Source organism: Secundilactobacillus hailunensis, assembly GCF_005405185.1.
Lineage (GTDB): Bacteria > Bacillota > Bacilli > Lactobacillales > Lactobacillaceae > Secundilactobacillus > Secundilactobacillus hailunensis.
Genome location: NZ_BJDO01000010.1, coordinates 1 through 24,943, shown reverse-complemented (window position 1 = coordinate 24,943; position 24,943 = coordinate 1). Strand labels below are relative to the sequence as shown.

The window sequence follows — 24,943 nt, the reverse complement described above, 5'->3', positions numbered from 1 at the left end:
GATTCCAGTCTATTATGATAACTAATCATTCTTATCTTAAATAGATAAAGTAGTCAAAGTGCTTTATCCATGCTGTTAGGGGCATGGAGTGGGCACTTTTTTTGTGCGTGAAAATATGAACAATTAATCAATGGAGGGATAGACATGACGACAACAAGTGAATTTGATACGATTGCGGCCGTTGCAACACCGCCTGGTGAGGGTGGCATCTCAATTATTCGAGTGAGCGGCGACCACGCTTTTGAAGCAGTTATGCCGTTATTTAAAGGCAAAGCGTTGGACAAAGTGAAAAGTCACACAATCAATTATGGTCATATCATTGATCCTGAAACGCAGTCAGAAGTGGATGAAGTGATGGTTTCCGTTATGCGGGCGCCTAAGACGTACACCCGTGAAGACGTGCTTGAGATCAACTGTCACGGCGGTTTAGTTGCCACCAACGACATTTTGCAGCTTGTTATCAGTCAAGGTGCTCGACTGGCTGAGCCCGGTGAGTTTACCAAGCGTGCTTTCCTCAACGGCCGCATTGATTTAAGTCAGGCTGAAGCGGTCATGGATCTGATTCGGGCGAAAACGGACCGGTCAATGAAAGTTGCTTTAAACCAGCTTGACGGCAGTTTATCGCGATTGATCAAAAACCTGCGTCAGGATATTTTGGAAGTTTTGGCACAAGTCGAGGTCAATATTGATTATCCGGAATACGATGACGTGGAAACTATGACGACGAAGTTACTGCTGGAAAAGGCCAAAGAAGTCAAGGCTTCGATTCAGCAACTACTTAAAACTGCTAAGCAGGGTAAAGTGCTGCGTGATGGTCTGGCAACTGCAATTGTTGGTCGGCCTAACGTGGGTAAGTCCAGTTTACTAAACGAACTGCTGCATGAAGATAAAGCCATCGTGACCGATGTTGCGGGGACGACCAGAGATGTGATCGAAGAATACGTCAACGTCGGCGGTGTCCCGTTAAAATTAGTTGATACAGCCGGTATTCATCATACGGATGATAAGGTTGAAAAGATCGGTGTTGAACGGTCTAAAAAAGCCATTGCAGCGGCTGATCTAGTCATTCTGGTCCTGGATGCTAGCGAACCATTAACCGCGGAAGATCGGCAACTATTAGCTGATACGGCGGATGAAAAGCGAATTATTATTTTAAATAAAACTGATTTGCCACTGAAACTGGAAATGCCCGAATTAGAGCAATTAGCTGGTGACACGAAGATTATTAAAGCCTCTATGACTCAAAATCAGGGGGTCGATCAGCTGGAAAGCGAGATCAGCCACCTCTTCTTTGATGAAGGTATCGAAACTGGCCGGGGTAACGTGATGGTCACTAACGCCCGTCATATTGGGCTGTTAAAACAAGCCAGTTCGGCGTTAGATGATGTCATGAGTGGGATCGCAGCTGGTATGCCAGTTGATCTGGTTCAAATCGATATGACCAGATGCTGGAATAAGCTGGGTGAAATCACTGGTGATAGCTATCAAGATGAGTTATTAGACCAGCTGTTCAGTCAATTTTGTGTTGGTAAGTAAACGAGAGAACTTATTTAGGAGGAAACAACATGCCTGAGATTCAACCCTATCAGGGTCAGGACTATGATGTGATTATCGTAGGTGCCGGTCATGCCGGTGTAGAAGCAGCGTTGGCAGCTGCGCGGATGGGCAACCAGACGTTATTAATGACGATCAACTTGGATATGGTGGCCTTTATGCCATGTAACCCATCGGTTGGTGGCCCGGCCAAGGGAATCGTCGTGCGTGAAATTGACGCATTGGGTGGTGAAATGGGCCGTAACATTGATAAAACTTACGTCCAGATGCGGATGCTCAATACGGGTAAGGGACCAGCTGTTCGGGCGTTACGGGCCCAAGCCGATAAGCACGCTTATCATGCTGAGATGAAACACACCCTGGAAAAGGAACCGAATTTGACCTTACGTCAGGGCATCGTCGACGATCTGATCGTTGAAGACGGGGTCTGCAAGGGGGTCATTACCAATACCGGCGCGCACTATAACGCTAAAACGGTGGTGATCGCTGCTGGGACGGCCGCACGGGGCAAAATTATCGTCGGAGAGCTCATGTACTCATCGGGGCCTAACAACTCCCAGCCAGCCATGAAACTCACTAAGAACCTCGAAAAATACGGTTTAAAGCTGGAACGGTTTAAGACTGGAACACCGCCACGAGTGGACGGTAATACGATCAACTATGACGAAACTGAAGAACAGCCTGGTGATAAAGAACCGAACCACTTTAGTTTTGAAACGCCGGATGAAAATTATTTGGCACTTAAAAACCAACTTTCATGCTGGCTGACCTACACCAACGAAACAACCCATAAGATCATTCGGGCCAACCTTGACCGCGCACCCATGTTTACCGGTGTGATCGAAGGGGTTGGACCCCGTTACTGCCCTTCAATTGAGGACAAGATCGTGCGGTTTGCGGACAAGAGCCGCCATCAGCTGTTCTTGGAACCAGAAGGCCGCAAGACGGATGAATGGTACGTTCAAGGACTGTCGACGTCTATGCCAGAAGAAGTTCAGCAAAAGATCCTTCATTCAATCAAAGGGTTGGAAAAAGCCGAGTTGATGCGTCCGGGTTACGCCATTGAATACGATGTGGTTTCCCCTTATCAACTGCGGCCGACCCTTGAAACGAAGCTGATCAAGAACCTGTATACAGCTGGTCAGACCAACGGAACTTCGGGTTATGAAGAAGCTGCTGGTCAAGGCATTATGGCGGGAATCAACGCCGGTTTGCGGGCGTTAGGCAAGGAACCTTACGTCATGAAACGGTCCGAAGGCTACATTGGCGTTATGATCGATGATCTGGTGACTAAGGGGACTAACGAACCTTACCGCTTGCTAACTAGTCGTGCGGAATACCGCCTGATTTTACGGCACGATAATGCTGACCTGCGTTTGACGCCTAAGGGCCATGAACTGGGGCTGATCTCCGATGACCGCTACAACGCCTTTTTGGCGAAGCGCCAAGCCATCAAAGATGAACTTGCCCGCTTAAATACGGTGCGGGTCAAGCCATCGCCGGAAGTGAATGCTTACGTTGAATCACGTCACGAAAAGCCACTGAAAGACGGTGTGCTAGCGTCTGAATTTCTTCGGCGGCCACGGGTGACCTATGCCGACTTACTCCGGTTTATTCCGGCACCTGAAAAGCCGCTGGATCGCCGCGTCATTGAGGAGATCGAAATTCGCATCAAGTATGCCGGCTACATCAAAAAGGCCGAAGAGAGCGTGGCTAAGATGAAGAAGATGGAAGCTAAAAAGATTCCTGACAACATCGATTTTGATGCCATTGACGGTCTCGCCACCGAAGCTCATCAAAAGCTCGATAAGATCCGTCCGGAAACCATTGCCCAGGCAACGCGGATCAGTGGGGTCAACCCAGCTGATATTGCAATCTTGAGCATCTATATCGAACGGGGTAAAATTGCTAAGATTCACGCATAATCAAAAAGACTAAATCTTCGCTGAACTGCGAGGATTTAGTCTTTTTTGATTTAACTGAGATTTAAATGTTTGAATAAGCCCTTTTGATAATCACGGTCTGCCTTACGCTGCACTAACCGGTCAGCGTAGCCGCTGCAGAGAAATTTTTCTTCATCCGTTTCCGGCACGATTTTAGGCAACGGCGGATTGGCTGGATTGGCCACCGTGACGAAGGTAACAAAACAGGTGAAGCCCACAAACCGCTCGCCGGTCAGCAGGTGTTCGCCCAGTCCTTTAACGAAGACTTCCAGTGAACGGTGGCTGGTACCGGTGACGTAGGATTCGATCAGCATGGCATCTTGCATCACAAATGGGGCAATGAAGGCCATGTGATCCATTGTTGCCGTGACCTGAACTTGATGGATAGCGCGCGAGGCCGCAATTGAGCTCGTATCATCAACTAATGACAGAATTCGACCACCAAACACAGTGTTGTGTTCATTTAAGTCCGCGCTGAATACCCGGTGATTTGAAATCGCTATTGTTTCGTGACAGGTTAACTGATTTGTACTCATAACTGTGACCTCCAGTGATCCATAATTAGGGCTATTCTAACATAGATTTAAAAGGGGTATTGAAACGGTTACATTTAAAATGAGTGAGTAAGAATCATATTAATTGTATTACGGGCAGACAACTTTCATAATGAAGTCAAAATTAATGAAAGAAGCGATCAAAATGACACGACATTTAACGTTATCACCAGAGGCCATTGCTAAGATCAAGCCACAGCTAACGGAGCATGCCCGGATCTTACTGAGTTATGACGACGGTGTTGGTCCCTATTCGCACCATGGACTAGTTGCGTTGCAGGTCTCATTTCAGCTGGTACTGATCAACGATAGCCAGCCCTATGATGATTATGATGAAGAAATCGAAACTAATCTGCAGCCAATGTATATTAAATCCTATTCTGGCCGTTTTCTAAGTGATCAAATGACCTTAAAACTGCAGCCGAAGTATCAGACATTGGTGTTAGCAGATGAAGGCGGCGAAATTGATCAAAACGTGGAAGTCGTCAGTGAACGCAATTAGGCATTAAAGAGCAGTGACTGTTGAACAGTGACCGCTTTTTTGATGAAAAGAGTGTTGTGAAATCATTAACTTACAAAAAGTAAGCAAATCCTGTGACTTTTCGAGATTGCAGTCTTATACTTTTTAACGTTAAACAATTTAAGTATTTGTCGTTTTAATTGTGATGAAGAATTAATGGAGGAGTGCGATACGATGACAAAGATGATGGCAGGACAAGCATTAGTTAAAGTATTGGAAGATTGGGACGTTGACCATCTTTATGGAATTCCTGGGGGCTCAATTAACCATACTGTTGAAGGCCTATATCTCGAACAAGATAAGGTAAAATACATTCAGGTTCGCCATGAGGAGGTCGGTGCAATTGCCGCTTCTGCTGACGCTAAGTTCACGGGTAAGATCGGGGTCGCTTTTGGTTCCGCGGGTCCTGGTGCTACTCACCTGTTCAATGGCCTGTACGATGCCAAGATGGACCATGTACCTGTGCTGGCGATTGTGGGCCAAGTTGCTCAGCCAGTGATGAACACCAACTTCTTCCAGGAAATGGATGAAGGCCCGATGTTTGATGATGTTTCAGTTTATAACCGGACCGTCACCACGGCGGAACAAATTCCCTATGTCATTAACGAAGCCATTCGCGAAGCCTATCGTCAAAGTGGCGTGGCAGTGGTCATTTTACCTGAAGATCTAACCCAAAAAGAAATTGATTATGAACCATCAAAGACGCCTAAAGAAGTTACGAATAACTACAGCCAAACAGTTGATCCAAAGGCTATCCAGGACAGCCTTAAGATGATCAAGGAAGCTAAGCACCCACTGATCTATGCTGGTCGCGGTTTGCTGGGTGCCCGTGATGTGTTGACGAAGTTCTCCGAGCAGTTCAACATTCCAGTAATGAACACCGTACCGGCAACGGGGGTTATTTCAACTGATCATCCAAACTTCATTGGGACCTTTGGCCGGCTAGGAACTAAGTCAGGTTTTGAAGCGTTACAACACGCTGATTTGATTCTCTTCTTGGCTTCTGAATTCCCGTTTGCGAACTTCTGGCCAAAGAATTTGAAAATTATTCAAGTTAACACGAACCCATTTGATATTGGGAAGACGGTGGACGTTGATTATTCAGTGATTGCGGATGCTAAGAGCTATCTGAACGATATGATCGCCACCGGTGAAACCCGTCCAGCAGATACTTGGCTGAAAGCGAACCAGGAGAATAAGGCGAACTGGAACAAGTGGCTGGATGAACAGGCTGAAGATGAGAGCCGCGGCTTGAACCCTGAAGCAGTCACCAAGAAGATTGCTGAACTGGCAGGGCCTAACGACACTTACGCGGTTGATACCGGGAACGTTTCTGAATGGGGCGCTCGCGGGTTACCGATGAACAAGAACCAGCGTTTTGCCATTTCGGGTTTATTTGCAACCATGGGCTTTGGCCTACCCGGTGGGATCGCTGGTGCGCTGAGTGTGCCGGATGCGCAGGCTTGGTCACTATCAGGTGATGGCGGTTTTGCCATGGTGGCACCGGACATTATTACCGAAGCTCGTTATGAACTGCCAGTGATTAATGTCGTCTTCACCAACCACCGCTTCGGTTTTATCTACTACGAACAAGCTGAATCCAAGCAGCATTTCTACGGGGTCGATCTAACGGATGCTGACTGGGCAAAGGTGGCTGAAGGACTTGGTGGAATTGGCTTTACCGTTAAGAATAAGGCTGATCTCGATAATGTCTTCACTAAGGTCAAGGACTTACAGGCCAACGGCAACAAGAAACCAATTGTCATCAACGCCTACATTAATCCCGATGATCCAATTGCGACGGCCTTTATGCCATTAGACGAAAAGCTCTATGGAAAAGATACTGTTAAAGCGTACTCAGAGAAGTACCACATTGATCCAAAGACGCAGCCATCATTAGGTGAACTGCTTCGTGCTCAAGGCGATGATAAGTAGTTTTAAGTTTTAAAAATTGAATCTAAACGTGAAAAGCTCAGTACAATCTGATTATTGTACTGAGTTTTTGTTGTTTATCTGTAATAGATAATCTGTCACTGTACAAAATTACTAGTAATTAACGCCAACATCAGCAAATCTGGTATCATACAAGTATATACCTATCTTGGGGGAGGAATAAACGATGGCAAAATGGTTTAGTGGCAGACGGTCAAAACAGCCGGTATTAGGGGGCACCAATAATGATCATGAGATCGATTATGGTGAATTGTACGCAGTGTATGCCAAGACAAAGCAGAATAATATGTCTCGGCAGCGACACCAAGCAGAGAAAATGGCCAGTCAAATCAAAAAAGATCAGCAACGAAATTCATGATAATTAAAAAGACTAGTGCGAAATCAGCTCGCACTAGTCTTTTTGTGTGTTATTCATAACCTAAGCCATTTACGTTAGCTCGTTCAGTTTTATTACCAGCCCAGAATGGCACTTTGACCACACCGGCAACCTTACTCTTTTTCACAAAGCCCCAATAGCGGCCATCGTTGGAAACGCTACGGTGATCACCTAAGACGAAGTATTCACCCTTGGGTACTACGGTAACGTGTTTGCCCCAGCCATACTGTTTGGCTAATGACTGTAACGTCCAGTTGTGGGAACCAGTCCCCGTCGTTGCCTCATCTTTACTGATAAAGTGCTGATTGACCACTTTATCGTTGACGTAGAGTTTGTCGTTCACAAAGGAAACGGTGTCGCCAGGTAGCCCGATGACCCGCTTGACGTAATCCGTTCCTGGGGCGGCTTCGGGATCAGCACCATGGGCGTCAAAAACAATGACGCTAAGGTGTTTGATCTGGGCTTGTTTAAACATCCAGACACGTTCGTTATTCGTTAAGTTGGGTTCCATTGATGGTCCATCTACCCGAACTGGTGACAGGACTAAGCTTTTTAAGCCGAATGCCAGCAGCAGGCCGATGACGACCGGCACCACGATTTCTTTGAAGAATTTCATTGCATTGTTATCCCTTCCAGCGCCTGCAGCACAGACGCTGTTATCTTAGTTAAATACACTTCATACTACTCTTTTTTTCTTAAAAGGCACAATAGATGATGGTGATTTATAACAATATTAATTAGCCAACAAATGATTTCACTAGTATTTTTAACAGAATTCCGTATCATTATAGGTATGATACTTTTTTAGGGGGGTGGACTGATAACATGTCTGAGCAACAGCACCGGCTGCGTTTTGTTTTAATTTTAGGGACGTTAAGTGCTACGGGGCCATTGTCCATTGATTTATACTTACCTGCATTACCGCAAATGATGCGCCAGTTCCAAACGTCAGCATCGCTGATCCAATTGAGTTTGACCGCCTGTCTTTTAGGACTCGCGTTTGGTCAGTTGATTGCGGGGCCCTTAAGTGACCATTATGGCCGTAAAAGACCATTGATCATCGGCTTCTTGGTCTTTGCGTTGGCTTCGTTGCTGATCGCGATGGCCCATTCGATCACCATGCTGATCGTCATGCGGTTTATTCAGGGCCTTGCCGGAGCCAGTGGGCAGGTCCTTTCTCGAGCGGTGGCCCGGGATCTCTTTAGCGGTCACGCACTGACTAATTTTTACGCGATTTTAAATGCTGTGAACGGGGTCTTCCCCATCATTGCGCCGATCATTGGCGGCTATATGATTCGGTTTGTCCCCTGGGAGGCAGTGTTTATTCTTTTAGGCGTAATTGGGGTAGTGCTTACTGGCTTGATCGTGATCGGTATTCCAGAAACGTTAGCACCTGAAAAGCGGTTAACGGGACCGGTGTTCGCAACGTTTAAGTCCTTTGGTACGTTGATTGAACTGCCAGGGTTTCTGCGTAACATTGTGATCACTGGACTGGTCTATGGTTGTTTATTTAGTTATATTTCGGCTTCAACCTTTATCTATCAGCAACTATTCCATTTGTCGGCACAAGCCTTTAGTTTGTTCTACGCCATAAATGGTCTGGGAATCGTGATTGGCAGCGGCTTACCCAGTCGGGTGAACCGGCTATCAGAACGCGTTCAAATGAAGATCGGGATGGTGCTGGTCTTACTAGACAGCATGATCTTGTTACTAGGTTCGTGGCTGCATTTTTCGCTCATTGCAGTGGCTGTCCTGCTGTGGTGCTTAGTGGTGTTTGTGGGCATGCTACTCACGCTGACCACCGCGATCATCATGAATCAGACGCCGCAAAATGCCGGCAGTGCTTCAGCGTTGATTGGCTTGTCACAAAACGCATTTGTCGGAATTTCTTCACCGTTAGTTGGGTTATTCGGTACAGCTAGTTACGCTCCAATGGCGGGATTGATTCTCATCTATAGTCTGGGTGCGTTAGGATTGTCTTATAAGAAACGAGTTTAGAAGTATGATTAGGAGGCTTATACATGGCTGAAAAACTGTCAGCATTAACAGCAAGTGATTTTAAACAATACCATCGAGATCTCAAACAACGGCCGGACGCAGACGTGATCAGCCGCGCCGTCATGACGAACGGTGTGAACGCCGCGGCGACTGATCCAGCGGCAAAGGTTCGTCTGCACCGGGAATTTTCCGTGGAACTCGATACTGGCACTGTGACCAATCAAAAACAGAGTGGCCGCTGCTGGGAATTTTCATTACTGAATACGTTACGGCACCGCTTTGAACAGACCCACCACGTGAAAAACTTTGAATTATCTCAGAACTACTTATTCTTCTGGGATAGAGTTGAACGGGCGAATATGTTCTACCAGCAAATTTTAGCGACGGCCGATAAGGGTCCCAATGACCGAGAAGTCGCTTTTTATCTCAAGATGGCGGGTGGTGATGGCGGTCAATGGCCAATGGTTGCGGCACTGGTCGAAAAATACGGTGTCATGCCAGCCTATGCCATGCCAGAAACCTACAATACCGACCATACTAATGCGTTTGCGTCAACCTTAGCGCTTAAAATGCGGCGGGATGCGGTGATTTTACGGGACCTCGTTCATGAAGGTGCCAGTGCTGATCAGCTGGATGAAAAGCGCCGGCAGATGGTGGGCGAAGTGTACCGCATGGCGGCCTATTCCTTTGGTGAACCACCGACTACCTTTGATTTAGAGTACCGTGATAACGATAAAAAGTGGCACCGGCAAGCCGATGTGACACCGACTGACTTTTTCAAACAGGAATTTGACGTTGATCTGGAAGATTACGTGGTGGTCACCAACTCACCAGATAAACCGCTAAATGAGTTGTATCGTTTGGCCAGCCAGGAAAACATTGCTGGCGGCAAGCAGATTCAGTTTTTAAACGTTGATATGGATGTCCTTAAAAAAACGGCAATTGCCCAACTGCAGGATGGTGAAACGGTCTGGTTTGGTAACGATGTGCTGCAGCAGATGAGCCGTGAACAGGGCTTCTTAGATGCTAAACTCTACCGGCGTGCGGAATTATTTGGCATCGATCTGACGTTAAATAAAGCCCAGCGCTTCGCTTATCACGAAGCTGAAGTGACCCATGCCATGACCTTAACCGGGGTTAATCTAGTGGACGGCACGCCTAACCGCTGGAAAGTGGAAAATTCGTGGGGCGAGAAAAACGGTGAAAAGGGCTATTTCGTGATGACGGATGACTGGATGGATCAGTTCGTCTATGAAGTCGTTGTCCATAAGAAGTATCTGACGGCTGAACAGCGGGCAATCTTAGCGCATCAGCCAGTTGAATTAGCACCGTGGGATCCGTTGATGTAAAGTGTGTGAAAAAACTCGGTAGATTCCAGAATACAGTAAAAGCGCAGATGGGTTTCCTAAACTTGGAAACTGATCTGCGCTTTTACTGTATTTGAAGTTACAAAACCTTATATGCTGCCAGTAACGACATGGTGTTGATCGCCATTAACTGTTGTTTTAAATCATGTAATTGAACTTTTGACATCTCGTGAGTAATGATCACGACGCGCGCCGTTTGACCATCCGTGTTAGTTTGGACAATTCGGCTAAAGCTGGCACCAATCTGGGTCATAATTTGCGTGAATTTTAGCATCTGACCCGGAACGTCCAGCATATTTAAGGAGAGGTAATAGGGATAGATGACATCGTTTAGGTCAACTTTGCCGACCTTGCTTTGGTAGTTATTAAAGGAGTTGCCGGTAGTCCCCAGAACGATGTTTTTAGTGACGGAGACAATGTCGCTTAACACGCTATTGGCGGTTGGCAGGCCACCGGCACCACGGCCATAGAATAGGGTTTCACCAACGGCTTGGCCCGTGACCATTACCGCGTTGTTTTCGTTATTGATCGTTGCCAGCGGATGATCTTTAGGCACCAGCACCGGTCCAACTTCGGCAAATACACCATCATTGATTCGCCGGGAGATCCCCAGTAATTTGATGGTGTAACCAAACGCATCCGCTTGCTGAACGTCAGATTGCTGAATGGTTGAAATGCCTTCTACCGACATATTGGCGAGCTTAAGATGGGTACCATACGAGAACTGACTTAAAATAATCATCTTGTAAGCTGCGTCGATACCTTCCACATCGTTAGTGGGATCAGATTCAGCAAAGCCTAACTCCTGTGCCTTTACCAGCGCATGATCATATGACCAGTTCTTACGCTGCATCTGGGTCAAAATGTAGTTGGTCGTCCCGTTAACGATCCCTTTGACCTCAGTGATATAGTCGGCTGCAAAACTGGTCACAATGGTTCTTAAAATGGGGATACCACCGGCAACGCTGGCTTCATACATGAGATCACAGTGATTGTTTTTAGCAATAGCGGCCAATTCTTCACCAGCGGAGGCAATTAAATCCTTGTTGGCGGTAACCACGTGTTTTTTAGCGTTTAACAGTTTCGTGATGACTTCCTTAGCTGGATGAACGCCACCCATTACCTCTACCGCAATTTTGATTTCGGGATCATTGATGATCGCGTTTAGATCAGTCGTGACAGTGACTCCTGCTGGGACTTGATTTTGGTGTTTAGCGACGTCTCTGATCACAACGGTTTTAACGCTCAGACTGCGGCCCGTGATGTTTTGGACCTTATCGGAATTTTCAGTAATCATTTTAAGAACGCTGCTGCCAACGGTTCCAAGGCCTACCAGCCCAATTTTAATTTTATCCATATATATGGCGCTCCTTGTTTGATGTTTACCTGACAGTATAGCAAATATAATGAGAACTTTGTGAAAATTAAGGATGAATTCTCATAAAAACTGATTCAAGCTTAAAAAAGACTCACCTAAGCCGTTTAGCTTAGGTGAGTCTTGAATCAATAAATCCATTTAAAAAACGTGTGAAAAGCTTTTGCCAATACCGGCAAATAGGCGACTAAACCAGTTGGTACCACTGGTGTTGCCCTGTTTGGCAACTGGTTTACGTACCGTTTGCGCAGCTGTATCAGTCTGCGTGGTGGCAGCTGGTAAGCCGGTATTATTAAAGGTCGTAGTCGTTACCTGCTGACCCTTTTTAACCGGTAGTTCAGTGGCAGTCAGGCGATTAGCGATTTTGATCTTCTTCGGATCTTGACCTACGCGATACCAGACTTGCGTGTGTGATTCGGCGGGATCAGCTGTTACCTGCTGGCCTTGAATCCGGTATTTCTGGGGTGTTTCCGTTATGGACTTGCTTCTCACCGTTTTATCTAGGTGAGTAATCAGGCCGTTCATCGCGGAAAAGGTGCTCTTACTGCCAAGGATAGTGGCGATCAATTCGCGGCCATGCCGCCAGTAAGTGACCGTTAAGCACAGACCGGCAGTTTCAGTATAGCCGGTTTTAAGGCCGGTTAAATGATTGCTGGCGCGGTAGTAAAAGCCGGGCTTTAACATGGAGTTAGCGTTAACTAGTGTCTGGCCATTCAACTTGGCATTGGGTTTAGTACTCCATTGCGTGATCTGAGGAAACGCCTTGATCAGATGCTGGGCCACGATACTGATGGCCTTGGCACTGACCATGTTTTGAGCTTTGGCAGACGTTCCATGCAATTGGTAGCCGTAGTGTTTAAGGTCAGTGTTATCCAATCCGGAGCTGCTGACAAAGTTCGCATCGATGCCCCAGTCCTTTGCCTGATGATTCATCATGGCAATAAACTTGGCATTGTTGCCGCCAGCGACCGCTCGACCAAGGGCAATGGCGGCTGAATTAGAAGACGCGATCAAGGCAGCTTGGTAAAGGTCCTTGACGGTATATTGATTGGAATGATTAATTTTAAAGGATCCCAAACTGTAAGACTTACTCATTTTAACCAATTGAGGATCAACGGAAACTTTATCGTTCCAATGGAGCTGATGATGGTTGATAGCCTGAGTGGTTAAATAAAGGGTCATCATCTTGGACAGACTAGCAATTGGTAACTGCCGGTCAGCGTGGTTTTGATAGAGCGTCTGGCCACTTTTAGCATCCATAACATAGGCTGATTTAACTTTCGTGTAATCTGACATTTGGCCGTTCTTTTTACTTTTAGCGAAACTAGGACTAGCTGGTGAAAACACCAGTAGCATACAAATAAGCGCGATCAATAAACGCGATACGCGCTGTTTTGTGTGATTTAAAATAATATACACCTCCGCAGCACAAAAACTGTCATTAGTATAACAGAAAACAACCTTAAAAATCGTCAAAGAAAGTGTTAAGTTCTCGTAAAATGAATTTAAACGATAACTTTGGCGATAAACTATTGGTTACGTCGTTTTTAGCAGATTGTTACTAACTATTAATGCTATAATTTTTTATGTGTCATTTAAGGAGGAAGCTAAATGATAGTCCGGCCAATGAAACCAACTGAGCGAGAAGCAGTCGCAGTAATTTATTTACGTGATCGGCAGCGTTATTTTCCGTGGGTCGCCCATCCTGAACTAACAGACTTTGACCACGATTCACGTGGCGAGGCGCTATTTGTGGCGGAGATCGATGGCCAGATCGCTGGTTTTGCCAGTTTACTGCGCGTCATGGATTTTATTCACCTGTTATTTGTGGCACCCGAATTTCAGCACCAAGGGGTTGGCCACGCGCTGATTCAAAAAATGCGGCAAAAAGCAGTGGGAACGTTAACCTTGAAATGTGTGATTGAAAATGAACCGGCACTAAAATTTTACGCCAGCGAGGGGTTTGTAATTCGCCGCGAAGATCGCATTGCAGTGCCAGCCAATTACACACTGATTGATACAATTAAGCAGTAACTGATCGTAGAGTACCAAGTCAATTGTTAATGCCTTTTGAAGAAATGTCTTATTTTGATTGAAAATAGTAGAATGGCTGACCTATGATGAGGCTAGCAATGATATTTTGAAACAGGAAAGGGAAAATTTTGAAACGGTTTATTGTTATTTTAACCAGTTTAATGTCATGTTTAGCGCTATATCAGCCAATTGGAGCGGCAGCTAAAGTACATAATCAGCATTCATCAGCCCTAATTAGTCATCCCTCGCAAATGCGAACGGTCAATGATTCAAGGGTTCACTTTGTTAACAAACCCAGAAGATATACCCATATGAGATTAAATAATCAGTCCAATCGGGTGCACGCAGTTGCGGGTAAAAAAATGACGTTTAAGACGCGATTGTTATTGCCTGATCCTGGCAAGGATAATCAAAAGTGGGAGAATCCCCAAGCGATTGCATTTACCAAGAACAACATGATGTATATCGTCTATTGTCCCAAAGCCTATCATAACCAGGGAAGAATCGTCCGGTATGATTTAACGCAGCTGCAACAATTAGGCGTCTATAAGCATCCCAGAGAATTACGAAACATCTACGTGAAGCATCATGGTAAATTCTCTAATCAGCAACGAAAGATTCAAAAAGCCGTTAAGGTCGGCGGCATCATTAATACTGGTCACGGTCAGACGCTCGCCTATAATCCCAAAGATAACGGATTATACATGTGGCGGGATAATCGCAATAGTTCAGATCTTCAAACCAGTATCCACGCTGAGATTCAGCAGATCAATCCGAATTCTTTAAAACCTGAACACGCAATTCGGTTTTATCTCAAAGCACATAGAACGGCGATTATCGGTGGCGGTACTTTGACATTTGATCAGAATGGTAATGCTTATTACTGGGCTAAATCGGGTATGGGTGCCTACATCTATAAGGGCAATGTCTCGATGCAAAACGTTAAATTTCGACGGACTGATCAATTTCTGAAAAGGGCGCCGGGAGCCTGTGAACAAAGTATGGGCTATAATCCTAAACGCGATCGGCTATATTTGATTTCTGATGATTCCATCGCCAGTTTTCCAGCTAAGCAGCTAAATGGTCACGGGTCATTGAACAGTAAGTCCTTTGAATGGTCACGCCTGTCACCGAAACGTGAAACTGAGGGGCTGACTTTTGATAATTCCGGTCATGGTTACTTGTTGATGAACCATAATCCAGAGGTTCTTCGATCGACTGGCGTCTATTAAAACCATTTCAAGTTACAAATTGATGCTGAGGTGGTGATTCAGTTAGTATTCAAGTCATAAAATAGCGATTGATTTCCTAAATGTTGGAAGTCAATCGCTATTTTTAATTGCTGATTGAAGTGAATACTGAGTTTACAGCTGTCTAGGTGCTGTTGGTTTAAAATCGTGGTAGCCACCATGGTGCTTAGAATGGTGGCGACCATGACCCTGCGGACGGTCACTTTGAAGCTGCAGTGCCAATTGCTTGGTCTTTTCACGTTCGATTTGGAGTTTCTTTTTATAGATGTTAGTTTTGACATGACCATAAACCAACAGTGCCAGTGGAATCATGTGAACGGATAGACCAACCGGGATCAACCACGGATTTTCCTTAATAAATGCCGCGTGCTGGCTAGCCAGTTTTTCGAAATCAACAGTAACTGTTTTCTTTGCCATAAAAACCACACTCCTTTTGCCCTAATCATACCGTAAAATTTATTGAAATACAGTCGAAAAGGTTAAAAAGTTAAGCGCTATCATGGTACTGGCTTATCCTTGATACTGCATTGCCAGCTGCCGGTAATAATTTAGCGATTGCGGGTCGAGTCTCAGTTTATCGCTGAGCTGCTGGTCACTTAATTTAGGATGCTGCAAGAGATAATCCAAGATAGCACTTTGATATAACCGAGTGGGCGTTAACGCGAAGCCTAACAGCTTTTCGTCAGGTTTTAAGTACTTATGCAGCCCCGCAGCGGTGAGGTGGGGATCCCCGTCTAATCGCTGCTTTAAAAACAGATCCTGACTATGCTGGCGCGCTTGTAACGGGGTGATGAATTGCTGATAATCTTGCCAGAAAGTCCGTTCATCTGGATTAAAGTTCCGCGGGTGTAATTGCTGATAAAAGCCGGGAGTCAAAAACTCCGAGATGGTGTAATAGTGGCTGGTCAAAAGCATTGTTAGCCGGGTGTAAATGGCTAGTTGCTGATTGGCTAAAATGGCTGGCATTAAGTGCAGCCATTTAGTTGTTGGTGTTTTTAAATCATCGTGTGATTTACCCTTTAGCGTGAGGGTGGGGTAATGCGTGATCAAATCGTGCGTGAACAGGTATTTAAAGTAAATATTGATGTGTGACAGCATCTTATTGTAAGTACCGTTAGTGACTTGACGCTGGTTGACCAGCATTGCCAGGTACTGCTCGACGTCCCGGTCTAATAGCGTTGCCACCCGGTGATCGGCTTGGTAACCGGCGTTGAAGTTACTCAAAAAGTTGAATAGATCAGCTAGGACCGAACGATATTCAGCAATAGTGGGTTGTGCCAGTTCTTGACGATTGAGATAACGTTCAAAAACCTCTTGGTATGGATAAGCATTGGCATGCGACAAGTGAACGCCCCCTTTGAATCATAATTAAGTTTATTATACGTTAAAAACCTGCGCTATGGCGAATGAGTCACCATAACGCAGGTTTTTAAATGCTTAAATTGGTTGCAGTTTAAGTGGTTTCTACAAAGACGACATTGGTTTTATCCATATCGACATCGCGGACTGCATGATACCCGCTTAAGTGCAGTTTAGTCGCTTTATTAGTACCCTTAGTTGAGTCTTTAACGGTCACGGTCTGGGTCATATCGATTCCGGATAACTTACCGGATAATTTGATCATTGTTTGATCTTTTTTATCCTTAGTAAAGGTATACTTAACGGTTCCTTCCTTGTTCAAAGCCTTGGCCCTTTTGGCAGCGCTGTAAGATTTGTAGAATTTGTCAACGTTGTACATCGTGGCCTTACCAGTCTTTTTGTCAAATGCAATAGCTTCAATGCCAGAATTACTCTTGTGGTTGATCTTGCCAGCTAAGTACCAGAAACCGTCGCCCGATAAGATACTGGACTTAACGTCGGCGTGTTTAGTGGTGGTCGGTTCGTTTTTAAAACTAGCCTGCTCATGGGAGTTGGACTTATTGGCAGTACTGCTGCCGCAAGCGGTTAGAAAAATGGCGAGAACTGCGACCAGACTCAGTAACAGTGCCTTTGTTCGGGATGTTTTCATTTTAATCACCTCATTATTATGTGAATCGAGTATAGCAGTGGAAGCAGGGGCAACGCAAGCATTTGAAATAAAGTTAAAGTTTTCTCATGCAATTGAATACTACCATCATTATTTTAACTGATAATGGGATACAACGCAGGAAACATTACCATTTTTTTTAATAATTATTGAAAAAATGAGAAACATCTCATAGTCAAATTATTGTATAATGTTGGCGTGAGTTGGGGAAACAGCATGAGTAGACGGAATAGTTAATCACATTAACCATTCCTGAGTAGCATTTATGGGGATCTAATTGAATCGAAGGGGAGGATCTTTAATGAGTCATTGTATTGATTTAACTCATCAGCGGTTTGGCCGATTAGTGGTCGAAAAACGGGCTGATACCGTGGCACGAAATGGAAACGTTTGCTGGTTATGCCTGTGTGACTGCGGCCAACGGGTAGTAGTTGAAGGCTATGCGCTGAGAAAGGGAATTACCCGCAGTTGCGGCTGTTTACGCCGGGAAGTATCACGGCATAATGCGCAGCACAACGAAAGTTTTATTAATGCTCAGGGCGGTGCGTTAGTGGATCAAAATGGTATCGGGTATTCCTCGTTGATCCGTTCCAAGCGGAATCGTTCAGGTGTGATCGGGGTTTCTTTTGATAAGAAATCGGGAACTTACGTAGCGCGGCTGATGTATCATGGCCGCTACGTGTTAAATCGGGCGACCCACTCCTTTGAAGAAGCCGTAGAATTACGCCGGCAAGCAGAACAGCAGTATTTTAAAGCGCAGGAATTGCAGAATTAATAAAATACTCATTATATCAGCGACTGATATGATGAGTATTTTTGGGTCACTAGACCGAACATACGTTTATTGGTAAACTAAACCTATTAAACTTTTAGGGGGATTATAAAATGCCAAGACGACGGCGTAAGCGTAATAGTAATTCGTTTTTTACCTGGCTGGTGATCGCGGTAGCACTGATCGCAGGGATTTCTAGTACAACGGGTAACCAGCGTTCAAAGACGAACACGGCAAGCTCAGCTAGTAGTCAAACGACGCTGCAGAGTAAGGCGAGTTCGGTCATTCAGAACTTTAAGGGTCACCAGTCTACTAGTACTACGAGTCAGCCGCGTGCGACTGGTCACACTCAGGCTAATAGTACGGCACAGCTCGCAGACCTTAACTATCATGGCCAGCAGGTGGTGAAAGTCAATCAGGGCGTACCGACTTTTACGAAAGCTCAGCTCAGTACCGCTAAAGGGCCGTGGCAAGAATATCATCCGTTAGACAGCCTTAACCGGGTGACGGGGGCCGATGCATTACTGGCTAAATCACTTATGCCTCACGCCCAGCGCGAACCACTGTACGTTAGTCCTACAGGATGGCATAACAAGCGGTTTACTTACCAGGGTAAAACGGACTGGTTATATAACCGCAGTCATTTGATCGGTTATCAATTTACTGGCCAGAACAATAACCCGAAAAATTTAATGACGGGGACTAGGTCGCTGAACTCGCCCGGAATGGAAAACTACGAAACTGAGGTCGCAACCTACCTTAAATTAAACGCGGCAAATGAGGTGCGGTATCGAGTGACGCCAGTCTTTCGGCATAGTGAACTGTTAGCCCGGGGCGTTCAAATGCAGGCCCAGTCGATTGGCAGCAATACGATTCACTTTAACGTCTACATTTTTAATGTTCAGCCAGGGGCTAAGATTGACTACGCGACTGGACAATCGGTAGTTACTGGCCGTAATTAAGATGCGCCTGACCGCCGTAAAAATTCTTAAAAACATTTAAGCTATTATTGAGATAAGCAGTGTTTTTGCCTTATGATAAAGATATATTTTAAAATTTGTCTTACTTTTAGGGGGAAACCAGCTTGAAACGGTTTATTTTAGGGGTGATGAGTTGTGTAACTTGTTTTGTTTTGGGACAAGCGGTTACAGCAAATGCCTCAGTTAAGGTCTATAACCAGCGGTCTACGGCGTTAATTAACCACCCATCACGAGCCCGGACGCTCAATAATTCGAACGTTAAATATGTAAAAGTACCCAAAAACTATACTCATATGAAAGCGACTAGTCAGTTTAATGAAGTAAAAGCGGTCAGCGGGAAAAAAGTGACGTTCAAGACGCACTTTCTACTACCATATCCCGGTAAGGATAATCAGCATTGGGGTAATCCGCAATCGATAGCAGTTTCTAAGAGCGGCTATATGTACATCGTTTATTGCCCAACTAACACCAGAAACGAAGGGCGGATCATTCGGCTGGATATGAAACGACTCACGCAATTGGGTGTTACTAAAGAACCCAAGTTGCTGCAGTCGGCGTATATTAAAAAGCATGGTAAGTATTCAGATAAACAAAAGGATGTTCAACGCGCTGTTAAAGTCGGTGGTATGTTTGATACCGGTCACGGTCAATCTTTGGCCTATAATTTGAAGAGTCACGCCCTTTATATGTGGCGGGATAATGAAACTAAATCAGGCGCGCCAACTTCTACCGGCGGCTATATTCAACATATTAGTACAGCAACTTTGAAACCTGATCGGGCAATCAGCTTCCACTTAGTTTCTCATGGCTTCATTCATGGCGGGCACACGTTAACCTTTGATAAATATGGCAGTGCTTATTTTTGGAGTAACCCGGGCAATGGTGCGAATATCTATAAGGGAAACATTTCCACGCACCACGTTATTTTTAGGAGAACAGATCAAGTTCTAAAACATCAGCCAGGGACCCACATTCAAAGTATGGGTTATAATGCCAAACGTGGTCGACTGTATTTAATTTCGGATGATTCGATTGCTAGTTTTCCAGCCAATAAATTAAATGGGCATGGCTCACTAACGAATAGTTCATTTGAATGGTCAGGACTAACCCCTAAGCGTGAAACTGAAGGGCTGACTTTTGATTCAACTGGTCATGGTTACTTATTGTGTAACCATAGTCCAGAAGTCTTGCTTTCAACAACGGTTTATTAGCAGTTAAAAGGGTAACGCGTTCGATCGCCTTCGAACGCGTTACCCTCTATTTATCTTAATGACGGTTATTATAGCGGTAAATACTGTACAGAATGATGGCTAACAAGAAGCCAAACCCGATGACGGGATTTTCACGAAATAACCAGTGAAAAACGCGGATGGTACCGACGCCATGAATACCGAAAATTGCGGGAACGATTGTAGAAAACATGCGGGACTTCCTTTCTCGAAGTAGCAATGTTGCGTGTGCTATAATTTTCCCCATAGTATCATAATCGAAGTGCTAAGAGGGAGATTATATGGAAATTACCATGACAATGATTGGTGAAGGCATTTATCTCATCAATATTATTTTAGCAATTATCATTATCTTTAGACAGCGACGCGACATTGTAGCGATTTGGGCCTGGTTACTGGTGCTTTTTCTACTGCCGGTAATCGGGTTCTTGATCTATGCTTTTCTCGGCCGTCAATTACCCAAAGATAAACTGTTTAAGGCAAAGAGTGACGTTCAGCTTCAGTTTAACGAATTGCTGGCTAAACAGCGCAAAGCATTAGGCAGTGAAAGTCTGCCGGCGGATGAGGCATCGGATTCCGTTAAATCATTGGTCACGATGTTTCAAACCGCTAACCAGGCCTTTTTAGCCCGGAAGAACCGGGTGCGTATTATTGCGAATGGCAAGCAGCTGTTTCACGCCATGATTGAAGATATGGAACGGGCGCAGGATAGTATTCACGTTGAGTTTTACTCCTTTTATAATGATAATATTGGCAAACAGATTCGTGATCTGCTGGTGCGTAAAGCACGTTCTGGTGTAGAAGTCCGGGTAATCTATGACCCCTTTGGTTCATTCGGTGCATTTCACTCGTTTTTTAAACCCTTAATTAGGGCTGGCGGTTATGCGGAACCGTTTTTGACCCGTTCAGCGCTAACTGATTTTCGGTTGAACTTTCGGGATCACCGTAAAATCGTTGTGGTTGATGGTAGGATCGGTTACGTTGGCGGGTTTAACATTGGTGATCAGTACTTGGGGCGGCATAAAAAATTCGGCTATTGGCGGGACACTCATTTACGGGTGACTGGTTCTGCAGTATTTGGGCTGCAGGGCCGGTTTATTTTGGATTGGAACGCGACGGCTTCTAAGGGACTCTTACCGGCCGATCACGTGGTAGCTCGTTATTTTCCGTTAGCTCACGTTAAAGGCGATACCAATATGCAGATCGTCAGTAGCGGACCGGATTCTGACTTGCAGCAGATCAAAATGGGGTACATTAAATTAATTCAAACGGCTAAGCGGCGGGTCTGGATTCAAACGCCGTACTTGATTCCAGATGATAGCGTTATGGATGCCATTAGAATTGCAGTGATGGCAGGAGTGGACGTCCGCATTATGATCCCCCATATGCCGGATCATCCCTTTGTGTATCGCGCCACGCAATACTATGCACATGAACTGGCTAAAGATGGCGTCAAAATTTACTACTATGAACAGGGATTCATGCATGCGAAAACCATGGTCGTGGATGATCGGCTAGCCTCAGTGGGGTCCGCTAATATGGATTGCCGCAGTTTTAAACTAAACTTTGAAGTGAATGCCTTTCTCTACGATGAAAAATTAGTGGCTCAATTAGCGGCATTATTTGAAGCGGACCAGCGCGGCAGCCGGTTGATCACAGCTGAGGCGTTTGATAAGCAGTCTTTATACCTGCGATTTAAGCAAAGCTTTTGCCGGTTATTGTCACCAATTTTGTAGTTAAATTTAGGCTAAAAAAAGTAGGCCATATTTCTTGTAATCGGTTACATTATCAGGTATTATAATGTTGGAAGGTTAGATAAGACCAATTAGTTTTGAAAGTAGTATCGTTGCTGTGAAGCAACAAGAGTTCGATGCTTAGTGTTGCTAGACCAATCGAACTTTGCGTAGAGTCAAATGGGTAATAGGCTGTTTCCTTGCTAGGCTGCTAAAATGAGAATTGAGGCATCGAGTAACAGGAGATGGAATCGGTATTCGGTGGTAACCCTCGAGCCGACAAGAGTACGAACCCCAGCGGTTAAGATCCAAGATTTACGAAAAATTGGTCGATAACCTTCTACAGGTACGAAAGGGTCGCGCAGTTTGCGACCGGTTTAGATACGGAAGCTGTTCTCCTGATAACGATATTGGGGGGCGGCTTTTTTGGGTAGAGTGTGAAAGCAGGCGCTAAGATAGCGTAATGTAAGGCAGGCCACCAATAACCCTGGGCTTGGGGTTGTTGGTGGCCTGCCTTACATGCAGCTATCTGCCTGCTTGAACACGTTTCGGCAATGTAAAAGGAAAGCAGGAAATTTCATGGGTTTGGGATTAGTAACCGTCCCTTGCATACAGCTATCTGCTTACCAGAACACGTTTTGGCCATATGAAAGGAAAGCAGGAAACCCATGAGTTTGAGGTTAGTATCGGCTCTACATCAAAATAATTTTAGCATTGAATCTGTTGACAGATAACAGCGCTTAATCTATTATCAGAATAAGTCAAAATATAAAGAAGGAATAATCATGCTAACCGATAAATTTCACGCTGTCTTAGACTACGAAGGGGTCGTTTCCGTTGTTACTTGGACGCCCGTTGAACCACACATTACGAATACTTGGAACTCTTATTTAACGGTCACTGATGATGAACGAATCTTAATTCCGGCTGCTGGGTTTACCCACGCGGAAAAAGATCTGGCCCAAAATAATCAGGTTCTGCTCACGGTAGGCGCTCGCGATGTCGAAGGGCGTGATGGCTATCAGGGAACGGGATTTCGGTTAACGGGAACCGCTAAGTTCGTTGATAGCGGGGCAGAATTTGAACAAGTCAAAGCAAAGTATCCCTTTATTCGCAAAGTTTTGGAAGTTACGCCAACTTCAGCTAAACAATTACTATGAATTAAAATAAGACGGTTCACACTGATATTTTCGGTGTGGGCCGTCTTATTGGTTATTTCAGGGGCTGCTTGGTGAGTACGCCATCCCTGATTTCGTATAAATGATCTGCAAACGCCATTAAACGGGGATCGTGGGTCACAATGACCACGGCTTTATGATGGTCAGTTGCCAAGTGTTTAAATAAACTACCAACGACTTTGACGCGGGGGCTGTCCAACGCGGCGGTGGGTTCGTCAGCTAGAATAATCGTGGGATCGGGATAAAGCGCCCGGGCAATAGCCACTCGTTGCTGCTGACCGCTGGATAATTCGTTGGGGTATTTGTGCAGCAGGTTTTCAATGCCTAAGGTATCTAGGACCTGTGTAAGTTGTTCTTTGGATAGGCTTCCTTTGGGCTTCACTTTATCCACCAAGGTAAATTGGTCGGCAACGGTCAAGTAGGGTAATAGATCATAGTGCTGCAAAACAAACCCGATTTCATCCAAGCGTAAGGCATCACGCTGTCTTTTTGACCGCTGATTATAGTTGACACCGTTTACCGTGACGGTGCCGCTAGTCGGCGTTCGCAAGCCACCGATGATCGTTAAGAGGGTGGTTTTTCCTGAACCGGAAGGCCCCATGAGTAAACTTAAGGTACCGGGTTCAGCTTCAAAATTAATATCATGGAGGACGTGGACTTTAGCGGTCCCGGAACCGAAGATTTGATTGACATTTTTAACGGTAAAAGAACTCATCGCGCTAACCTCCAATCACTGACACGGGATCGACCTTCAAGACGGTTCGAACCGGTATTAAGCTGCCAATTAAAGCCATAATGAGAATTCCTAAACCAACCGCAGTCAAAATTGGCATATCAAATGCCATTGGGACTTGTGCCGGAATGATGAGACCAGTAATGGCAGTTAGGACGGTTCCAATAACTAAACCGCTGGCTACCAGTATCAGCGATTGGCTGATAGTTGCACTGACGAGCACTTTGCTAGGGATACCCTGTGCACGAAGGACCGCGTAATTTGGCAGTTTCTGCATGGTGAGAATATAGAGGAAGACGGCAATGATAATCAGGGAAATGATCATTAAGAACCCGATCATGAGTACAAAAGTCAAGATTTGGGCCTGATAGCCGGGGAGTTTATTAATGATCTGCTGACGGGTATAGGTTTTGGTCCCTGACCTTGGGTTATGATACTGGCTGTTCTTGGAGGCCACGACGCTGGCAACGGGTCCCATGGTGATTCCACGAAGTTTTCGCCACGTTGCCAACTGACCATAAAGGACCGGTGTGACGTTTAACTTGGCGTTTTTGGTGAAACCAACGATCGTAAATTTGGTTTTGTCATCGGCTAATTTGAATTTATCACCTAATTTATACCCCTTTAATTTTAATGAGGTATCTGCGACAACCTCATGGGAATGTTTAATCCAGTGACCAGACTCAAGCTTAATGTTGCGCGCAATAAACTGATTCGCTTTTAGCCCCACAAAGAGTGCGGACTGCTGCTGATGGCCTTTTGCTTCAGCTACCACAGGAGTTTCTCCTAGGTAGGCCTCGTTTTTGGTTAGCGTACCGGTTTGTTTGCTGGTTAAAAATGACTGCCGCAGATCTACGTTAGCAGTGGAGCTAAGCGTCATCTTTTCAACGCCCCAGGAATTAATGGCATCGGTGTTTTCCCGGGCCAACCCCAGTGCGAGACTGGTAAGGATGAAGATCAGGTAGCTGATTAGCACGATCATGACAATAATCAGTCCAGAGCGAAACTTCTCTTTTTTGATTTCTTTCAAAGCTAAAAACATGGCACCTTCCTCCCTTCAGGTGTAGAGCCGATTAATAATTGATGTCACCATAATGCAATGTAAGCACACTATAACCGGACGTATTGAAACACAAAACGGACTTCCTCATATTTGAGTTAGGGTTCTACAATATCTGTTGTTGGTAATAGATTTTTATCTATTACTGATGACAGATTTTTTGTTTATCATTAGAATAAAAAAGCGGACATCTCCCGTCCGTTAACTTACTCCCACCACAGAATTAAGTCAAGAAAGGAAATGCCCTATGTCAAATGATACTACGAAAATGTTGTTAGGAATAGATGATGAACACTTAATAATTGAGG

At 45.1% G+C, this 24,943-nt stretch carries 24 protein-coding genes; 14 read left to right on the top strand and 10 right to left on the bottom strand.

Features of this window, described 5'->3' with window-relative positions; genetic code table 11:
• The first annotated feature begins 144 nt into the window (after nt 1–144).
• Complete coding sequence (gene mnmE / locus FFM73_RS04375; RefSeq protein WP_137630569.1) at nt 145–1,536, top strand: tRNA uridine-5-carboxymethylaminomethyl(34) synthesis GTPase MnmE; 1,392 nt, start codon at nt 145–147, stop codon at nt 1,534–1,536.
• Between the two features lie 29 nt (nt 1,537–1,565).
• The gene (gene mnmG, locus FFM73_RS04370) at nt 1,566–3,479 is read left to right on the top strand and encodes a tRNA uridine-5-carboxymethylaminomethyl(34) synthesis enzyme MnmG (RefSeq protein WP_137630568.1); all 1,914 of its coding nucleotides are present in this window, start codon (nt 1,566–1,568) and stop codon (nt 3,477–3,479) included.
• Nucleotides 3,480–3,529: 50 nt separating this feature from the next.
• On the opposite strand, the gene FFM73_RS04365 is transcribed toward mnmG, so the two are convergent.
• Nucleotides 3,530–4,033: an acyl-CoA thioesterase gene (locus FFM73_RS04365; protein ID WP_137630567.1), complete on the bottom strand. Its 504-nt coding sequence runs from the start codon at nt 4,031–4,033 to the stop codon at nt 3,530–3,532.
• Between the two features lie 163 nt (nt 4,034–4,196).
• On the opposite strand from FFM73_RS04365, the gene FFM73_RS04360 reads away from it, so the two are divergent.
• The 3 genes from FFM73_RS04360 to FFM73_RS04350 all read left to right on the top strand — a co-directional run bounded on the left by FFM73_RS04360 (nt 4,197) and on the right by FFM73_RS04350 (nt 6,882).
• Nucleotides 4,197–4,553 carry an iron-sulfur cluster biosynthesis family protein gene (locus FFM73_RS04360; protein ID WP_171001201.1) on the top strand — a complete coding sequence of 119 codons (357 nt, stop codon included), beginning with the start codon at nt 4,197–4,199 and terminating at the stop codon, nt 4,551–4,553.
• 192 nt (nt 4,554–4,745) lie between these two features.
• Nucleotides 4,746–6,506 carry a pyruvate oxidase gene (gene spxB, locus FFM73_RS04355; protein WP_137630565.1) on the top strand — a complete coding sequence of 587 codons (1,761 nt, stop codon included), beginning with the start codon at nt 4,746–4,748 and terminating at the stop codon, nt 6,504–6,506.
• Between the two features lie 184 nt (nt 6,507–6,690).
• Nucleotides 6,691–6,882: a hypothetical protein gene (locus FFM73_RS04350; protein WP_137630564.1), complete on the top strand. Its 192-nt coding sequence runs from the start codon at nt 6,691–6,693 to the stop codon at nt 6,880–6,882.
• A 49-nt stretch (nt 6,883–6,931) separates the two neighbouring features.
• On the opposite strand, the gene lepB is transcribed toward FFM73_RS04350, so the two are convergent.
• Entirely contained in the window at nt 6,932–7,516 is a 585-nt protein-coding gene (gene lepB / locus FFM73_RS04345) for a signal peptidase I (protein ID WP_137630563.1), read from the bottom strand.
• A 209-nt stretch (nt 7,517–7,725) separates the two neighbouring features.
• Between lepB and FFM73_RS04340 the strand changes: the two genes are divergently transcribed.
• Both FFM73_RS04340 and FFM73_RS04335 read left to right on the top strand, forming a co-directional pair.
• Nucleotides 7,726–8,898 (top strand): multidrug effflux MFS transporter, encoded by a 1,173-nt coding sequence (locus tag FFM73_RS04340; RefSeq protein ID WP_137630562.1) that lies wholly within the window; start codon nt 7,726–7,728, stop codon nt 8,896–8,898.
• 23 nt (nt 8,899–8,921) lie between these two features.
• Complete coding sequence (locus FFM73_RS04335) at nt 8,922–10,247, top strand: C1 family peptidase (protein WP_137630561.1); 1,326 nt, start codon at nt 8,922–8,924, stop codon at nt 10,245–10,247.
• 97 nt (nt 10,248–10,344) lie between these two features.
• Here FFM73_RS04335 and FFM73_RS04330 read toward each other — a convergent pair whose 3' ends face one another.
• Nucleotides 10,345–11,622 carry a homoserine dehydrogenase gene (locus FFM73_RS04330; protein ID WP_137630560.1) on the bottom strand — a complete coding sequence of 426 codons (1,278 nt, stop codon included), beginning with the start codon at nt 11,620–11,622 and terminating at the stop codon, nt 10,345–10,347.
• Between the two features lie 159 nt (nt 11,623–11,781).
• Nucleotides 11,782–12,936 carry a D-alanyl-D-alanine carboxypeptidase family protein gene (locus tag FFM73_RS04325; RefSeq protein ID WP_171001200.1) on the bottom strand — a complete coding sequence of 385 codons (1,155 nt, stop codon included), beginning with the start codon at nt 12,934–12,936 and terminating at the stop codon, nt 11,782–11,784.
• A gap of 315 nt (nt 12,937–13,251) precedes the next feature.
• Here FFM73_RS04325 and FFM73_RS04320 point away from each other — a divergent pair, with 315 nt between their 5' ends.
• On the top strand, nt 13,252–13,674 hold the full coding sequence (locus FFM73_RS04320; RefSeq protein ID WP_137630558.1) for a GNAT family N-acetyltransferase: 423 nt from the start codon (nt 13,252–13,254) through the stop codon (nt 13,672–13,674).
• Between the two features lie 311 nt (nt 13,675–13,985).
• Nucleotides 13,986–14,906: a hypothetical protein gene (locus FFM73_RS04315; protein WP_235874452.1), complete on the top strand. Its 921-nt coding sequence runs from the start codon at nt 13,986–13,988 to the stop codon at nt 14,904–14,906.
• A gap of 132 nt (nt 14,907–15,038) precedes the next feature.
• Here FFM73_RS04315 and FFM73_RS04310 read toward each other — a convergent pair whose 3' ends face one another.
• From FFM73_RS04310 to FFM73_RS04300, 3 genes are all read right to left on the bottom strand, one after another.
• Nucleotides 15,039–15,341: a transposase gene (locus tag FFM73_RS04310; protein WP_137630557.1), complete on the bottom strand. Its 303-nt coding sequence runs from the start codon at nt 15,339–15,341 to the stop codon at nt 15,039–15,041.
• 93 nt (nt 15,342–15,434) lie between these two features.
• Nucleotides 15,435–16,268, bottom strand: a complete 834-nt coding sequence (locus FFM73_RS04305) for a phage integrase N-terminal SAM-like domain-containing protein (RefSeq protein WP_137630556.1) — start codon at nt 16,266–16,268, stop codon at nt 15,435–15,437.
• 109 nt (nt 16,269–16,377) lie between these two features.
• On the bottom strand, nt 16,378–16,932 hold the full coding sequence (locus FFM73_RS04300) for a hypothetical protein (protein WP_137630555.1): 555 nt from the start codon (nt 16,930–16,932) through the stop codon (nt 16,378–16,380).
• A 319-nt stretch (nt 16,933–17,251) separates the two neighbouring features.
• Here FFM73_RS04300 and FFM73_RS04295 point away from each other — a divergent pair, with 319 nt between their 5' ends.
• The 3 genes from FFM73_RS04295 to FFM73_RS04285 all read left to right on the top strand — a co-directional run bounded on the left by FFM73_RS04295 (nt 17,252) and on the right by FFM73_RS04285 (nt 19,913).
• Nucleotides 17,252–17,725: an AP2 domain-containing protein gene (locus FFM73_RS04295; protein WP_137630554.1), complete on the top strand. Its 474-nt coding sequence runs from the start codon at nt 17,252–17,254 to the stop codon at nt 17,723–17,725.
• Between the two features lie 110 nt (nt 17,726–17,835).
• On the top strand, nt 17,836–18,684 hold the full coding sequence (locus FFM73_RS04290; protein ID WP_137630553.1) for a DNA/RNA non-specific endonuclease: 849 nt from the start codon (nt 17,836–17,838) through the stop codon (nt 18,682–18,684).
• A gap of 122 nt (nt 18,685–18,806) precedes the next feature.
• Nucleotides 18,807–19,913 (top strand): hypothetical protein, encoded by a 1,107-nt coding sequence (locus FFM73_RS04285; protein WP_235874451.1) that lies wholly within the window; start codon nt 18,807–18,809, stop codon nt 19,911–19,913.
• Between the two features lie 55 nt (nt 19,914–19,968).
• On the opposite strand, the gene FFM73_RS12745 is transcribed toward FFM73_RS04285, so the two are convergent.
• A complete protein-coding gene (locus FFM73_RS12745) occupies nt 19,969–20,124 on the bottom strand; it encodes a hypothetical protein (RefSeq protein ID WP_171001199.1) in 156 nt (51 codons plus the stop codon).
• 88 nt (nt 20,125–20,212) lie between these two features.
• On the opposite strand from FFM73_RS12745, the gene cls reads away from it, so the two are divergent.
• Both cls and FFM73_RS04275 read left to right on the top strand, forming a co-directional pair.
• Nucleotides 20,213–21,667 carry a cardiolipin synthase gene (gene cls / locus FFM73_RS04280; protein WP_137630552.1) on the top strand — a complete coding sequence of 485 codons (1,455 nt, stop codon included), beginning with the start codon at nt 20,213–20,215 and terminating at the stop codon, nt 21,665–21,667.
• Nucleotides 21,668–22,449: 782 nt separating this feature from the next.
• Nucleotides 22,450–22,824: a pyridoxamine 5'-phosphate oxidase family protein gene (locus tag FFM73_RS04275; RefSeq protein ID WP_137630551.1), complete on the top strand. Its 375-nt coding sequence runs from the start codon at nt 22,450–22,452 to the stop codon at nt 22,822–22,824.
• Nucleotides 22,825–22,876: 52 nt separating this feature from the next.
• Here FFM73_RS04275 and FFM73_RS04270 read toward each other — a convergent pair whose 3' ends face one another.
• Together FFM73_RS04270 and FFM73_RS04265 are read right to left on the bottom strand one after the other, a co-directional pair.
• The gene (locus FFM73_RS04270; protein WP_137630550.1) at nt 22,877–23,557 is read right to left on the bottom strand and encodes an ABC transporter ATP-binding protein; all 681 of its coding nucleotides are present in this window, start codon (nt 23,555–23,557) and stop codon (nt 22,877–22,879) included.
• A 4-nt stretch (nt 23,558–23,561) separates the two neighbouring features.
• Nucleotides 23,562–24,617: an ABC transporter permease gene (locus tag FFM73_RS04265; protein WP_137630549.1), complete on the bottom strand. Its 1,056-nt coding sequence runs from the start codon at nt 24,615–24,617 to the stop codon at nt 23,562–23,564.
• Nucleotides 24,618–24,943: the final 326 nt, after the last annotated feature.

Bases quoted from the DNA above. Each gene is read 5' to 3' on its own strand.
- FFM73_RS04275 (WP_137630551.1), top strand. From the start codon at position 22,450: ATGCTAACCGATAAATTTCACGCTGTCTTAGACTACGAAGGGGTCGTT.
- FFM73_RS04315 (WP_235874452.1), top strand. From the start codon at position 13,986: ATGAGATTAAATAATCAGTCCAATCGGGTGCACGCAGTTGCGGGTAAA.
- FFM73_RS04265 (WP_137630549.1), bottom strand. From the start codon at position 24,617: ATGTTTTTAGCTTTGAAAGAAATCAAAAAAGAGAAGTTTCGCTCTGGA.
- FFM73_RS04330 (WP_137630560.1), bottom strand. From the start codon at position 11,622: ATGGATAAAATTAAAATTGGGCTGGTAGGCCTTGGAACCGTTGGCAGC.
- FFM73_RS04290 (WP_137630553.1), top strand. From the start codon at position 17,836: ATGCCAAGACGACGGCGTAAGCGTAATAGTAATTCGTTTTTTACCTGG.
- FFM73_RS04365 (WP_137630567.1), bottom strand. From the start codon at position 4,033: ATGAGTACAAATCAGTTAACCTGTCACGAAACAATAGCGATTTCAAAT.
- FFM73_RS12745 (WP_171001199.1), bottom strand. From the start codon at position 20,124: ATGTTTTCTACAATCGTTCCCGCAATTTTCGGTATTCATGGCGTCGGT.
- FFM73_RS04335 (WP_137630561.1), top strand. From the start codon at position 8,922: ATGGCTGAAAAACTGTCAGCATTAACAGCAAGTGATTTTAAACAATAC.
- FFM73_RS04340 (WP_137630562.1), top strand. From the start codon at position 7,726: ATGTCTGAGCAACAGCACCGGCTGCGTTTTGTTTTAATTTTAGGGACG.
- FFM73_RS04360 (WP_171001201.1), top strand. From the start codon at position 4,197: ATGACACGACATTTAACGTTATCACCAGAGGCCATTGCTAAGATCAAG.
- FFM73_RS04325 (WP_171001200.1), bottom strand. From the start codon at position 12,936: ATGTCAGATTACACGAAAGTTAAATCAGCCTATGTTATGGATGCTAAA.
- FFM73_RS04310 (WP_137630557.1), bottom strand. From the start codon at position 15,341: ATGGCAAAGAAAACAGTTACTGTTGATTTCGAAAAACTGGCTAGCCAG.
- cls (WP_137630552.1), top strand. From the start codon at position 20,213: ATGGAAATTACCATGACAATGATTGGTGAAGGCATTTATCTCATCAAT.
- spxB (WP_137630565.1), top strand. From the start codon at position 4,746: ATGACAAAGATGATGGCAGGACAAGCATTAGTTAAAGTATTGGAAGAT.
- FFM73_RS04350 (WP_137630564.1), top strand. From the start codon at position 6,691: ATGGCAAAATGGTTTAGTGGCAGACGGTCAAAACAGCCGGTATTAGGG.
- lepB (WP_137630563.1), bottom strand. From the start codon at position 7,516: ATGAAATTCTTCAAAGAAATCGTGGTGCCGGTCGTCATCGGCCTGCTG.
- mnmE (WP_137630569.1), top strand. From the start codon at position 145: ATGACGACAACAAGTGAATTTGATACGATTGCGGCCGTTGCAACACCG.
- FFM73_RS04300 (WP_137630555.1), bottom strand. From the start codon at position 16,932: ATGAAAACATCCCGAACAAAGGCACTGTTACTGAGTCTGGTCGCAGTT.
- FFM73_RS04320 (WP_137630558.1), top strand. From the start codon at position 13,252: ATGATAGTCCGGCCAATGAAACCAACTGAGCGAGAAGCAGTCGCAGTA.
- mnmG (WP_137630568.1), top strand. From the start codon at position 1,566: ATGCCTGAGATTCAACCCTATCAGGGTCAGGACTATGATGTGATTATC.
- FFM73_RS04270 (WP_137630550.1), bottom strand. From the start codon at position 23,557: ATGAGTTCTTTTACCGTTAAAAATGTCAATCAAATCTTCGGTTCCGGG.
- FFM73_RS04295 (WP_137630554.1), top strand. From the start codon at position 17,252: ATGAGTCATTGTATTGATTTAACTCATCAGCGGTTTGGCCGATTAGTG.